Origin of the sequence: Sinorhizobium psoraleae, assembly GCF_013283645.1 — a bacterium.
Lineage (GTDB): Bacteria > Pseudomonadota > Alphaproteobacteria > Rhizobiales > Rhizobiaceae > Sinorhizobium > Sinorhizobium psoraleae.
Window position 1 is genome coordinate 491,962 of record NZ_JABEKV010000003.1, and the last position, 12,476, is coordinate 504,437.

The window sequence follows — 12,476 nt, forward strand, 5'->3', positions numbered from 1 at the left end:
CCCGCACCACATCTCGAACCGATCACGTCTTCCGGTTCTTATCGATGACCGCGACCGGAGACAGGTCGCCGCCGTTCTTGTCTTGCGACGGGGACGGCGGCGAGTTCTGTCACGCAATCAATCGGCGTACTGACCGGCGGCCTCGATCACCGGCTTCCAGCGGGCGATCTCGCTCTCGAGCTTGGCCTTCAGCGCTGCCGGCGTCGCGTCCGCTTCGCTCGACGGTTCGGTGCCGAGTTCCGCAAAGCGGGCGGTGACGTTCTGATCCTTGAGCGCCAGCTGCAGCGACTTCGACAGGCGTTCGGTCACCTCGGCAGACGTGCCTTTCGGCGCATAAATGCCGTGCCAGATGCCGACCTGGAAATCGGCAAGGCCGCTTTCGACCGCCGTCGGCAGATCCGGGAAGATCTTGAGGCGGGCCGGAGAGGTGACGGCATAGGCTTTGATCGTGCCGCCCTGGATCTGCTTGGTGGTATTGGTCGTCTGGTCGCACATGATGTCGACCTGACCGCCGAGCAGATCGGTCATTGCCGGACCGGTGCCCTTGTACGGCACGGTCGTGAGCTGGGTGTCGATCGCGCTCATGAACATCATGCCGCAAAGATGCGACGCGGCGCCGATACCGGCATTGGCGACCGTCACGGTGTCCTTGTTGGCCTTGACGTAGTCGATCAGTCCCTTGAGATCCGTCGGTTCGAAGTCCTTGCGGGCGACGATCGTCATCGGCACTTCGGTGACGAGGCCAACATATTCGAAGGCGTTCAGCGTGTCATAGGCAAGCTTGCGATAGAGCGTGGCGCTGGTCGCCATGCCGATATGGTGCAGCAGGATCGTGTAGCCGTCCGGATCGGCCTGTGCGACGCGGCCGGCGCCAAGCGTACCGCCGGCGCCGCCGACGTTCTCGACGATGATCTGCTGGCCGAGATCCTTCGACATGGATTCGGCGACGAGGCGGGCGACCGTGTCGGTTGGGCCACCGGCCGAGAAGGGAACGACCATCGTGATCGAGCGCTCCGGATAGTTTTGGGCGCTGGCCGGGGCGGCAAACAGGGAAACGGCGGCGACAGCGCCCAGAAGCGCTTGCAGAATTTTCATCTTTTCCTCCCGATGAAATTATAGACCAGCCGGCATGGTCCTCCCGCGCCGGTTCTGGATCGCCTATTAGCGGACGGGATTTTAGCACATACAACCGCTGCCCGCGGTCATTTTACCGTTTTCCGCGCTCGCCCCGCGCGATATGGGTGGATTTGGAAACAAAGTCTCCGGGCGATGGGTGGATTTCCACCCATCGTTTTGCTCAAGCTTCGAGAGCGGTGCGCCGCCGGAGATATTCGATCTCGGCCTCCGTCAGCGGCCGAACGGCGCCTTTCGGCAAGTCGCCGAGCTCTATATCGCCGATCGAGACGCGCACGAGCCGCAGGCACTCGAAGCCGAGCACGTCGAGCATGCGGCGGATCTGCCGATTTCTACCCTCCTGCAACTCGACCTCGACCCAGCTGTTGCGGTCGCCGCTTCTCAGCCGTTGCACGTGCGCGGCGCGCAGTTGCTCGCCACCTTCGCTCACGCCTTCGATCATACGGGCGGCCGCGGCATCGTCGAAGATGCCGCTCACCTGTACGTGATAGATCTTGCCGAGATGCGTTTCCGGATCGAGCAGACGCTGCGCCAGAACGGTATCGTTGGTAAAGAGCAGAAGTCCCTCGCTCGCCTTGTCGAGCCTGCCGACCGGCGAGAGAAACCGCGCGTCGGCGTCGCCGAGGCAACTATAGACTGTCGGCCGCCCCTCCGGGTCCTCGCGGGTGGTGACGAGGCCGCGCGGCTTGTTCAGCATCAGATAAATCTTTGCTTCCGCCGTGACTGTGACGCCATCGACGGCAATCCGGTCGGCCTCGATGTCGACCCAACGGGAAAGGTCGGTCGTCCTTCTGCCACCGACGCTGACGCGGCCGTCGGTGATCAGCTTCTCGGCCTGCGTGCGGGAGCAATAGCCGAGCTTGGAGAGCGCGCGCGCCAACGTTACCCGCTTGCCGGCGTCGGCTTTCGCTTCGTTGCCATGTCTCTTCGGTGAGGGGCGCCGCTTGTTCACGACTTCCAGTCTCCACGGTGTTTGACCGTGGTCCATCTGGCACAATCCGCGCCGCTCGGCCAGAGTAGAAACCCCATTGATTGCTGTAGCTTTGATACGAAGATCAAGGATGATAATCTCGCCTGCGACTTGTGCGACAGGCTCGTCCTGAACGTGAACCGCTTCGTTGAGAGAGCGGCGCCTTCTTCGACGGGCGAATTGGGAGGCGTCGTCATGATCAAGTCAAATCTGCGGGGCGTGACTGCCTTGGCGGCGATATCGCTGCTGCCAATTGGAGGCAACCCCCTTACCCTGACGAAGGCCTTGGCCCAGCAGATGGCCGCCGTTCCCGCCCAGGAGCAGGCGGAGCCGGAGCCGCTCACCGAAGACGAGCTCGAGATCTTCGTCGCCCGCATCGCGCTTTATCCCGACGAGCTGGTCGCGCTGATTTCCGCTGCTTCGCTCTATCCCTTGCAAATAGTCGAGGCCGAGCGGTTTCTCCAGGCCCGTGCGAAAAATCCCGATATGCAGCCGAAGGAGGACTGGGACGGCAGCGTGATTTCGCTGCTGAACTATCCGCAGATCGTCGAGATGATGAGCGACGACCTCGATTGGACGCAACAACTTGGCCAGGCGATCGCCTACCAGCAGAAGGATGTGTTGATCGCGATCCAGCAACTGCGCGAGGAAGCGGTCGCGAAGGGCGTCATCAAGTCCGACGACAAGGTCAAGGTCGTCGAGGACAACGACAACATCGTCATCCAATCGACGAGCCTGGAGAAGATCTATGTTCCGCAGTATCCGCCGGAAATGCTCTACGAGCCGGACTATGCGCCGGTGCCGATCGGTTATTATCCCGAGCCCTATCCCGCCTACTATTATCCGGCAGCGACCTTCTTCGCCGGCGCGGTGACCGGTGCGATCTGGGCCGCAGTCGTAGACTGGGACGATTGGGGCGTCTGGGGCGGGCGCTGGGACGGCGACATCAATGTCGATTGCAACAAGTGCTTCAACAACGTCGACATCAACGGCAAGATCAAGTGGAACGACATCGACTGGAAGAATGTCGATCGCAGCAAGCTGAGCTTCGACCGGGACCAGTTCCAGAAGTTCGACAGGACGAATATCCGCAACAATATCAAGGCCAATAGCGACAACAGCATCCGCAGCCGCGCCGCCGAACTCAACAGAGATCGGCCCGCGCAGCGCCCTGCGGGCGGCCAGCTAAAGGATGTGCGCAAGAGCACGCTCGAGGGCTTGCAGGCAAGGCAGGGGCCGGAAGCAAGGCCGAGACCGAGCCTCGAAAGTCCTGCGGCGGCGCGACGCGATGTCGCCCAGCCAGGCATCAACCGGTCGACCGCCAAGCGGCCGGCGAAGATCGACCGGCCTGTCGGCAAACCCAAGGCGGCGGCGAAGCTCGACAGCCGCCCGCGCAAACCGTCCGCGCTTGGCAACGTCTCCCATGGAAAGCGGGAAACGCTCGCATCCCGGCGCGGCGGGCACAGCATGGGCGGCGGTCACAGCGGCGGCGGCAGGCCGCACAAGGTAATCAAACGCGGCGGCGGTCGCAGGCACTGACCGGGCAACAGGGGGCACGACCATGATCAAGCTCTTTCAATTGATCCTCCTCGGATCTGCCGTTTCCGTCGCGCTCTCGCTCGCTTCAGTCGGACCGATTCATGCCCAGGAAGCCAGCGACATCAGCGACTATGCGTCGGCGAATGACTCGCCGCTCTTCGACGATCCGTCCGCAGCCGTCGAGACGTTCAAGAAGGCGCTCGCGGCTGACGACTTCAACGGCGTTGCCGGCCTGCTTGGCCTCGATGCGACGAAGCTAAAGGCGAGCGAAGGGGTCATGGACACATTTGCCCTCATTCGCGAGGGCGCGGCACGGCAGGTCGTCCTTCGTGATCGCGGCAATCAGAAGATCCTCGAAATCGGCGATCGGCTCTGGCCGTTGCCATTCCCGATCACCAAGGGTGAGGACGGCAAATGGTCTTTCGACACCTATGTCGGTCTCGAGGAGATCGTCAACCGCCGCGTTGGCCGGAACGAAGAGGAGGCGATCGAGGCGGTGCGTGCCTATGTCGAGGCGCAGAAGGAGTACGCGGAGCTGGATCGCGACGGCGATGGCGTCCTGGAATACGCCCAGAAACTCATCAGCAGCGACGGCCAGACGGACGGGCTTTATTGGCCGGCCGAGCAGGGCGATGGCGAAAGCCCGGTCGGTGCCGCGATCAGCGAAGCGGTCCTGGAAAAGACCAAGGCAGGAGAGGGCTATTTCGGTTACCGGTTCCGCATCCTGACTTTCCAGGGCGACAATATCGCCGGCGGCAAATACGACTATGTCATCAATGATAACATGATCGCCGGTTTCGGTTTGATCGCCTGGCCGGTCAAATATGCCGAGACCGGCGTCAACACCTTCGTCGTCAACCAGCATGGTATCGTTTACGAAGCGGATCTCGGTCCGAGCACCGAAGCGATCGTGCCCTTCATCGATCGGTTCAATCCGGATGACAAATGGACCGTGGTTGCCGACTGAAGCGTTCGGACGGGCTGCCTGCCGGCGAGGGACGTTATCTCCATCGCCGGCGTCGAAAATCAAGGCAGCCGAAACGGCACTCACCAAACGATCAGCGGGCCGGTGAGGGTGCTTGAGCAGCCGGTGGCCAAGAAACTGCCGGAGCTCAGCGAAATGCTCGGCGCGGAGGCTGGGACGGCTACCAACTGGACCGCACGACGGCAATGAAGGCGAACGACAGCTTCCGATCGGACGCACCTCAAACGGTTTGATTTGAGGGATCATGCGGTAGCGGCAGGGCCACGCGCGACGCGCTTTGGGGGCCGTGACCGCCCTGCGCCGGGAGCGCCTGTCCGCCATACGAAATTCGACTTTAGTATTACTTATTAGTCGTTGCTTATTTTCGGTTGCCTTGTCCGTTCGATTGTGTAATCTCCTAAGTGCGCGGGCACATCTTCAAGCATTTTCCTTGTAGTCCCCTGCCGAGAGAATGTCATGAGGACGTATTGAGGTGCCAGTGCTCTATTGCGTCGCCTGCATGATCTCCGTTTAATTGAAGAGGCTCCGAATTTCAGTCGGGGCCTCTTCGGTTTGATCGGATATATGCAGAAATTATATTATAGGTTATTCGCGTGTATATGCGAATGCCCCAGTTTCCTGGAAAAGGGCGGTGTTTAATACTCGTCGCACATCCGTGGCGACTGGCCACGGCTTCGCCGAAATCACTCCGATTGCAGATCATGCCGTCGCGTGGCGGGTCCCTCCGACCAGGGAAAAGCGCAGGCGATGAGGGTCTTGCGGAAGATCGTCTGGTAGGCGTTGGCATCGTCGTATCCGCTGTGCAGGCGATTTGCTCCCACTACCCCGCAGACCATGAACCCGACAGAATGCCGATCTTCACTCGGTCCTGCACGCTCCCGGCCTCTCAACCGCCTCAGTGCTTGGAAATTCTCGCTGTCGCTGTCGATCTGAACGCGAAGAAGCGCCAGGAGCAGACATTCGTGTAGTCAGGATGCATCGCCCCAAAAATGTTGGCTGACGTATCAAGGACACTTGAAAAGTCTGACCGGCTTTCCCGGAACACGCTGGATGATGCCCTTGGCTTCCAGTTGAACGGCCTTCAACCACCATCCGTCGGGGCAGAAACTGCTTGCGCAACGGACCGGAATCACAGAGCTGGTTACTCCATGCCGTTCGGCCAACTGTATTTCGCTGTCTTCACGTAACCGATCATCTGTTCCTCCTGTTGAAGTCGCGTTTGCCCCTGTTTCGCATGAGGATTTCGGACAGGACCCTCCGGTCATCCCCCGACATGGCGGCAATCCACTGGTTGGTGAAGTACCGCAATTCATGGGTGGAGAAGGGGGCCGGGTTCCTCGCGTAGGGAACGAGGGTGTCGATGAGCGTCTGCCCCAACAGAAAGTGGTCCCAGTCCTCCTTGATATGCGGATCTGTCTCCTTCGGCTCGACCGTCACCACCCGTGGAACCGTCTTGATCGTGGCGCCGGTGAGAACCGGCCCACCCTGCAGGACCGTCACGTTCTTGGAAGCCTCCGGCTTACCAAACAACCATTCCACTAGGCTCATCGCTTGCCCTCCAGCATCGCAGTCACCTTCTCGTCATCGGGTACGGCGCGCGCGAAGGACGACGCGGGCGAGAAGATCCTCCGCTGTTCGATCCTTCAGTTGTTGGGGTTGCGCAGACGCCAAGTGCGGCATTACAGGTCGGTCCGGATCCTTTCGTTTTCCACCGGCGCTGTGCCCCTGACATAGACTACATTAAACCTTTTGATCCATTCGGCCTGTTGGCCGATCTCTCTTCCGGAGAGGGTCACCCGGTTGGCCTAGTCCGTCGGATGGCTCTGCCGCCCTTGGAATGTCTGAGCTGACGGCGGGTCGCCAGGCACACACGCATCGTCATGGACGCCGCCAGCAACGAGGTCGCCGATGTCATCGCCCCCGAGGGCAGTGGTCTGGCCCCCGCGCGCGATGGTTGGCCACTGATCCATAGCGGCGATAGACCTGTATTTGCGCGAAGCCCTGCGGCCCTATTCAATCTGGCGACGAAAAGAGTCCACCCGACCGCCTCGCCGCAACGCCAATCCAACGGCGGGCGCTATGGAGCCGTGATCAATGTGGCCGGAAGTGTTGTCGGAAGGCTAAAATGCTTCTCTCGTATGAGGCAAAGCACGCCATGCGGCGCAACCATGTGTTCTTCGCGCAAGTGCTCTTATCGTGGGGGCATCTTATCGTGGCGGCATCGGTTCGCATCCTTTCAAGGCGAGGGATGCGCAGTAGACTCTCGTGCGCTGAGGTCGAATCGGCCATGCATCGATCGTCTCAGGTGGTGGAGAGCGGAAGTTCCCACGCTTGTGCCCAAGGATATCAAAATAAGCGGCACTCCACTTGGCGGGGCGGATCACTGCCGTGCGTAGACGGTGTGGCCGACGACAGCGGCGCTGGTGGTGGCACACCAGGAGGACAGACAATACTGGCTGTAGGCCGTGGGGAAGCCGAGTTGGAGGTCGTTCCCGTGACCTCAATTCTCGCCGCCGCTCCCGATGTCATGCCTGTCGATCGGTTTCTGGCGGGCATGTCATTGGCCCGGTCGTGGCAGAAACTGATGCGGACGCCATCGCAGTGATACGGCAGCATGTCGTCGCCCACGAAAATCAATTTCTGAGGCTCGACACACCGGTCGAGACCGGCACTTTCGCCACGTGGTTGGCATGAGTACAACTCGCGAGTTCATGCGCCGATGATCTTGCCAGCAGGAGGTGCTCCCCTAGTTGGGCAAGGATGGAGCTTAAGGAAAGCGCACTTGCTGACAGTCACGTGACCGCCTCCCCGGAAATGCGGTCTCAGCCGCCCAACCCGGTTGTCATGGCCGAAGTCGAGCGACTGCTTGCAGGCCGCACGCGTGACATCCGCCTCAAAGGTGAGCTTGCTCGCCTGTTCCAAGAGCGTTCGTGGGCGCGGACGGCCAAAATCATTCGCGCGTGGATGACATGGGTGGTCTTGCTGGACGTATTGACGCTGGGTCTCAACGCGATCCTGCTTCCAAAGGCGGTCGCGCTGTCGATGCTTCCGCCAGCCTGCATTCTTCCGCCCGCCGCTCTGGCGACCGCTCTTGTCTGGCGAAAACCGCGCGGCGCTTGGCTTCAAAGGGTGTCTTTGCTCACGGGCTTGTTCCTCATCCTCCTGTCGGTCGCACTGGTGGGCGTGAGCGCAGGTGGCGAGTTCTATGAACGGCACTTGAACATCATGCTGTTCGTCGCCATCACCGCGATCATCATCTTCGCCGTTCCTCTGGCTTGGACGGTGACGGTCGCCTCGTTCGCTCTTGCCCTCTACCTTATTTTTCAGTTGCAGAACCCGATCCTCAATAGGGGCAGCGCCGTGGCCGGGACGCTGTTTTTTGCCAGCGGCATTGTCGCGACCATCGTTGCCCGACGCACGATGACGATCCTGGCCCAGAAGACCTTCCTTCTTGAACTTCGCGACAAGCGGCGGGTAGCGGAGCTTGCCGACGCCAATGCCCGCCTCGAGCGCCTTGCAAAAACCGATCCCCTAACCGGAATCGCCAACAGGCGCTGGATGATGGAAACCCTGAATCGCCTCTGGAGCGCAGGCGCGGAGCGCCCGCCGGGTAACGCCATGCTGATGTGCGACATCGACGACTTCAAGAACCTGAACGATCGCCTTGGTCACGCTGAGGGCGATCGCTGCCTCGTGAAAGTTGCCGGCATCATTCAGAGCAGCGTCAGGCGAAACCGCGACCATGTAGCCCGCTACGGCGGTGAGGAGTTTCTCGTCGTGCTTCCGGGCGCAGATGAACGAGCTGCGCTGGCCACGGCTGAACGAATTAGGGCGAGCGTCGAAGCCGCCTCCCTTCCGAACCCCGCATCCCGCGTATCGCCTTATGTCACCCTCAGCATTGGCGTGGCGGCGCAGGCGTCAAGTGAAGCGATCATCGCGCCGGAGAAGCTTCAGAACCAGGCTGACGAGGCACTCTATCTGGCCAAGAAAACGGGCCGCAATCGCGTGATACTCTATAAGCCCGATTCACCAACCGCATAGCTGCGCTGTCGAAACCAACGGCCGGTTTAGGTACGGCACCCCAGGGCGAGCGGAAGGTGCGGAGCCATCATGGCTCTGCGCCTAGCGTCTTTGTCCGGCCCGACTCTGATTGGCCTACAGCCAGACCGACGCATGCCAGATCGCGGTCATGGCGGCATTTTGCCGGGCGAGCTTGCCCGAAAGTGCGTGGATGTCAGGCTGATGCTCAGCGGTATCGGATAGGTGTGCGCCAGCCATCAATCAGCCGGAGCCATGCAGTCTCGCTCTGATTGAGTTCATCTGCTCGATTTCCTTGCGCTGCCCTTGAGAGATTTTATCGCACAGATCGACCAGTTCGTCGTCCGTGAGGTTCGCTTCGCGACACATCAGAATCGCTCCCGAATGATGCGGGATCATCGAGGCGATGAACTGACGGTCGTCGATCAGAGCCTGCGTGCGCGTCCCCGCAAGCGCCACAACGAAGAGGGCAACCAGGCCGAGACAAAGGCCCACGTTCAGGCGCGTGCTCCTGTACATCGCCCCCATGGTCGCCAGCATGATGATGCCCATCGGAGCGACCATCGCCAGCGCCATGTAGAACGTGTTGAGGTTGTTAAAGAAATCGGCCCAGCCATCGATCATGGAGAACATCACGAAGTACATGACGACCAGACTGAGCAGCATGTTGACGGCGAACATCAAGTAATGGTGCGTCATCGTGCCATGGTGCTGCGTTGGCTGCTTGTCTTGATCTTTCATGGCGAGCCTCCGCTTACTGCCATCCTTGACGGTATAGGACTTCCCTAGGAACCGTCGGTTCGGTCGTTCGTTCCGTCAAAGGCGGCGCGGGTTTGGTTCTTGCAACTCACCGCAGACCAAAGCCCGCAGATGCCTGCAGCAACCCCGGCTCATACTTCCGTTAAGTTCCAATCTCTCCCGAACACCTTCGTGTTCTCCAACGAATATATGGACGCGCGGCGCTGCAGGTCAGAAGGTCGGTCTTCTGCAGGCCCAAGCAGTTGGCAGCCACAAGTTCGGACTTCGTAGCCACAGCGCTTAACGTCGCGGTATCTGGAAGAGCGGCGCTGCGGAACGTAATAGGGCAAACGCGGAGAGGGCTGCTATTGCACCTTCCGCGGGATCAGCTTGCCCTCCGGCGAAACGGATCGCTCATAGCGCTGCAGATCGGCGAACGAGGGGCTCTCGGCATCGATTGCCGGCTGGCCCTCATGCGGTGCCGAAAATTCCGCTCCCGAGGGCGCTGCCGGCGGGGCCTCGAGGCGCGCCACGCCCTTGCCGGGTGCGCTCAAGATGACGGAGCCGCCGGAGGCGAGGGAGCCGGAACGCATCCGCTCACTGAGGAGGGATAGGTCTTTCCGCAATTTCTCGACCTGCTGGCGAATAGGCGCAGGGTCGTCGGCCCTGCCGATGTTGCGGTCTTGCTTGCCGATCTGCAGCCTCAGACCGTCAATGGATCGTTTGGCCGCAGCAAGCGCCTCGCGGCTCTCACGGACATCGGCTGCGTTCTTGGCGGTGTAGAGCAGCGTGCCGGCATTTAGAGCGAGGAAAACAAGGGCCAAGGCAAAGAACGGCGCGTTGTCGGTTCGCGCCTTCGCCGCTCGAACGCCACTCGCATCGCCGGGTTCAATTTCCACATTCGCCAAGCTGGTCATCCGCTTCCGCCGCCGCAAGCCGGGCCCGAAGCCCAAAGCTTCGCTTTCGGGCTCCGGCTATTTCTTAGTTTCCGCGAAATCGCGCTTTTGCTCGTCCCACTACTTCACCACCAATGTGGCTCCTGTCCCTTGCATGCGGTAGAGCGTGTCAGCGCCTCTCCGGACGACACAGGCTCAGGAAGCTTCGGCGCGCGCGCCTTCATCTCGGCGGGCGGTCGCCGGTCCGGCCGCAATGCAGCTCATCGCCGACCGAGCACCCTTGTTCTCGCGTACCCACGCCCTTATCGCATCAGCGCTCGTCCTTGGTGACGGCATTATGAGGTCCACCGAACGCGTCCCAGACATGCGCAAACACGTCAGTTTTCCGCGCCATTGCCGGACGCCCCATTCGTCTGCGTGGGAGGCGTGGCCGTCGGCAGGATTACGGCCGAGGGGGGGGCGGTCCGCCGCGGAGGCCTTCGCCCTGATAGGTGCGGATCGCCCGGTAAATAACTTTGCCGTCGCCGGGAATGTCCGTCCTCTGCGCTACCCTTGGGAATGGGTCCTGAATATGGATTCCCTTATTGGCCTCTGTCGCGTTGCCGGCACCGAAGGTGATCGTGTCGCGATGATTCATGTAGTCGGCGCATCCGGAAAGGAGCGCGGTGGCGACCACTAAAACAGGCGCGCGACTACTTCTTCGAAAGGGCATGCGCGCCTCCCACATCGAGATCGAGACGGTGGCCATAGGGCCCTTTGATGCCTTCGCCATTTCTGAAGCGGCGCAGCATGTCCTTGTCGACCTCCAGCAGGCCGAGGGCAAAGAGCTCGACGTCGTTCGACGAGCGCGTCTGGTCGAGCGGGCTGTAGAGGTCCTCGCCCGGCGATGCTGGCCGAACGATATGCGGGGTGACGACAATGACGAGATCCGATTCCCTTTTCTGGAAGCTCGTCGAGCGGAACAGTGCGCCGATAACGGGAAGCTGTCCCAGACCCGGCAATTGCTGGATGTCCTTGGCATTGACGGACTGCAGAAGCCCGGCCATGGCGAAGCTCTGGCCATCCCGCAATGCGACCGTGGTTTTCGCCGCGCGCGAGACGAAGCCGGGATTGCCGTTGACGCTGATCGACGTATCGATCTCGGAAACCTCCGGTTCGATCTTCAGATTGATCAGTCCGTCGTCGAGCACGACAGGCGTGAACGTCAAACGCACGCCGAACGGTCGGTAATCGGTTTCGGTTGCAACCGTCGCCCCGTTCGCCACCGTCGTCTGGATAGGCACCTCGCCGCCGGCGTGGAAGCTCGCCGTCTCGCCGCTCATGGCGATCAGGTTCGGCTGCGCCAGGCGGCGCACCAGACCCTTCTGCTCCAGTGCGTTAATGACGACATCGATTTGGCCGCCGGCAATCGTCAGGACCTTGGCGATGAGTTGGCCGAAGGGCTGCATCCCCGTTGCCGCTCCCGCGGCGTCTCCGAGCGTGCGGACAAGGTTTCCGTCATCATCGACGCCGATGCCTTGGCTGGTCGTTGCCTTGCCGATTCCGTTTCGGCCCTGCCCGGACCAGCCGATGCCGAGGTCGCGGCCGGTCTGGCGCGAGGCCTCGATCACTCTGACCTCCAGCATGACCTGCTGGGAATCGGCGACGCGCAACTGGTTCAACACCGGCTGTTCTGAATAGGACTGGGCGATCTCGATCACCCGCTGCAATTCAACCGCGTCACGCACCACACCCGTTAGTCGGATGCGATCGTTTGAGTTGAACACACGAATCCTCGCTGAAGGCGCAGCGGAACGGATCGCCGCCGCTACCTCACTGAAGTCACTGGCGACACGGATGTCGATTACGCCTATCAGCGCCTTGCTGTCGTCATAGACCGAGATATTGGTGGCGCCGATCTGCTTGCCGCGGATGAAGAGAGACCTCTCGGAGAGGGGCACGACATCGATCAACTCGGCGCTGCCGATCACGAGGTCGCCGAAGGACTTGCTAGTCCTGATCGTCATGGTGTCGTTCGGCGCCAACGTCACGTGCTGCACGGTGCCGGTAAGGCTGACGAACTCTTCCTGAGCGTCCGCCCGACCGATGACATAGGGGCTCGTGAAACCGCAGGCGACCACTGCCAACGTCAATGCCGGAAGGGCTCCGGCTCGCGCCAAGCCCTTGCTCATTCTGC

The 12,476-nt window shown here is 61.2% G+C and carries 9 protein-coding genes and 2 pseudogenes; 5 read left to right on the forward strand and 6 right to left on the reverse strand.

Annotated features, from left to right (window positions below; translation table 11 throughout):
• Positions 1 to 117: 117 nt before the first annotated feature.
• A complete protein-coding gene (locus tag ILFOPFJJ_RS18105; RefSeq protein ID WP_173511948.1) occupies positions 118 to 1,095 on the reverse strand; it encodes a tripartite tricarboxylate transporter substrate-binding protein in 978 nt (325 codons plus the stop codon).
• A gap of 202 nt (positions 1,096 to 1,297) precedes the next feature.
• Positions 1,298 to 2,086, reverse strand: a complete 789-nt coding sequence (locus tag ILFOPFJJ_RS18110) for a pseudouridine synthase (protein WP_312032705.1) — start codon at positions 2,084 to 2,086, stop codon at positions 1,298 to 1,300.
• A 213-nt stretch (positions 2,087 to 2,299) separates the two neighbouring features.
• On the opposite strand from ILFOPFJJ_RS18110, the gene ILFOPFJJ_RS18115 reads away from it, so the two are divergent.
• Both ILFOPFJJ_RS18115 and ILFOPFJJ_RS18120 read left to right on the forward strand, forming a co-directional pair.
• Positions 2,300 to 3,643, forward strand: a complete 1,344-nt coding sequence (locus tag ILFOPFJJ_RS18115) for a DUF3300 domain-containing protein (protein WP_173511950.1) — start codon at positions 2,300 to 2,302, stop codon at positions 3,641 to 3,643.
• A 22-nt stretch (positions 3,644 to 3,665) separates the two neighbouring features.
• Positions 3,666 to 4,610, forward strand: coding sequence for a DUF2950 domain-containing protein (locus ILFOPFJJ_RS18120; protein ID WP_173511951.1), 945 nt, complete (start codon positions 3,666 to 3,668; stop codon positions 4,608 to 4,610).
• 1,209 nt (positions 4,611 to 5,819) lie between these two features.
• On the opposite strand, the gene ILFOPFJJ_RS18125 is transcribed toward ILFOPFJJ_RS18120, so the two are convergent.
• The gene (locus ILFOPFJJ_RS18125) at positions 5,820 to 6,176 is read right to left on the reverse strand and encodes a hypothetical protein (RefSeq protein ID WP_173511952.1); all 357 of its coding nucleotides are present in this window, start codon (positions 6,174 to 6,176) and stop codon (positions 5,820 to 5,822) included.
• Between the two features lie 889 nt (positions 6,177 to 7,065).
• Between ILFOPFJJ_RS18125 and ILFOPFJJ_RS35100 the strand changes: the two are divergent.
• From ILFOPFJJ_RS35100 to ILFOPFJJ_RS18140, 3 genes and pseudogenes are all read left to right on the forward strand, one after another.
• A pseudogene (locus tag ILFOPFJJ_RS35100) lies at positions 7,066 to 7,179 on the forward strand (molybdate ABC transporter substrate-binding protein); the annotation flags it as partial.
• Positions 7,161 to 7,319: pseudogene (locus tag ILFOPFJJ_RS18135) on the forward strand (GNAT family N-acetyltransferase); the annotation flags it as partial. The pseudogenes ILFOPFJJ_RS35100 and ILFOPFJJ_RS18135, both read left to right, overlap by 19 nt.
• 69 nt (positions 7,320 to 7,388) lie before the next feature.
• On the forward strand, positions 7,389 to 8,669 hold the full coding sequence (locus ILFOPFJJ_RS18140; RefSeq protein ID WP_173511953.1) for a GGDEF domain-containing protein: 1,281 nt from the start codon (positions 7,389 to 7,391) through the stop codon (positions 8,667 to 8,669).
• 240 nt (positions 8,670 to 8,909) lie between these two features.
• Here the strand turns inward: ILFOPFJJ_RS18140 and ILFOPFJJ_RS18145 are convergent, their stop codons facing one another.
• The 3 genes from ILFOPFJJ_RS18145 to ILFOPFJJ_RS18155 form a co-directional block, all read right to left on the reverse strand.
• Entirely contained in the window at positions 8,910 to 9,407 is a 498-nt protein-coding gene (locus tag ILFOPFJJ_RS18145) for a DUF305 domain-containing protein (protein WP_173511954.1), read from the reverse strand.
• A gap of 362 nt (positions 9,408 to 9,769) precedes the next feature.
• Complete coding sequence (locus ILFOPFJJ_RS18150; RefSeq protein ID WP_173511955.1) at positions 9,770 to 10,321, reverse strand: hypothetical protein; 552 nt, start codon at positions 10,319 to 10,321, stop codon at positions 9,770 to 9,772.
• Positions 10,322 to 10,992: 671 nt separating this feature from the next.
• Positions 10,993 to 12,471 (reverse strand): type II and III secretion system protein family protein, encoded by a 1,479-nt coding sequence (locus ILFOPFJJ_RS18155; protein ID WP_173511956.1) that lies wholly within the window; start codon positions 12,469 to 12,471, stop codon positions 10,993 to 10,995.
• Between the last annotated feature and the right edge of the window lie 5 nt (positions 12,472 to 12,476).

Bases quoted from the DNA above. Each gene is read 5' to 3' on its own strand.
- ILFOPFJJ_RS18105 (WP_173511948.1), bottom strand. From the start codon at position 1,095: ATGAAAATTCTGCAAGCGCTTCTGGGCGCTGTCGCCGCCGTTTCCCTG.
- ILFOPFJJ_RS18115 (WP_173511950.1), top strand. From the start codon at position 2,300: ATGATCAAGTCAAATCTGCGGGGCGTGACTGCCTTGGCGGCGATATCG.
- ILFOPFJJ_RS18120 (WP_173511951.1), top strand. From the start codon at position 3,666: ATGATCAAGCTCTTTCAATTGATCCTCCTCGGATCTGCCGTTTCCGTC.
- ILFOPFJJ_RS18125 (WP_173511952.1), bottom strand. From the start codon at position 6,176: ATGAGCCTAGTGGAATGGTTGTTTGGTAAGCCGGAGGCTTCCAAGAAC.
- ILFOPFJJ_RS18140 (WP_173511953.1), top strand. From the start codon at position 7,389: ATGGAGCTTAAGGAAAGCGCACTTGCTGACAGTCACGTGACCGCCTCC.
- ILFOPFJJ_RS18145 (WP_173511954.1), bottom strand. From the start codon at position 9,407: ATGAAAGATCAAGACAAGCAGCCAACGCAGCACCATGGCACGATGACG.
- ILFOPFJJ_RS18150 (WP_173511955.1), bottom strand. From the start codon at position 10,321: ATGACCAGCTTGGCGAATGTGGAAATTGAACCCGGCGATGCGAGTGGC.
- ILFOPFJJ_RS18155 (WP_173511956.1), bottom strand. From the start codon at position 12,471: ATGAGCAAGGGCTTGGCGCGAGCCGGAGCCCTTCCGGCATTGACGTTG.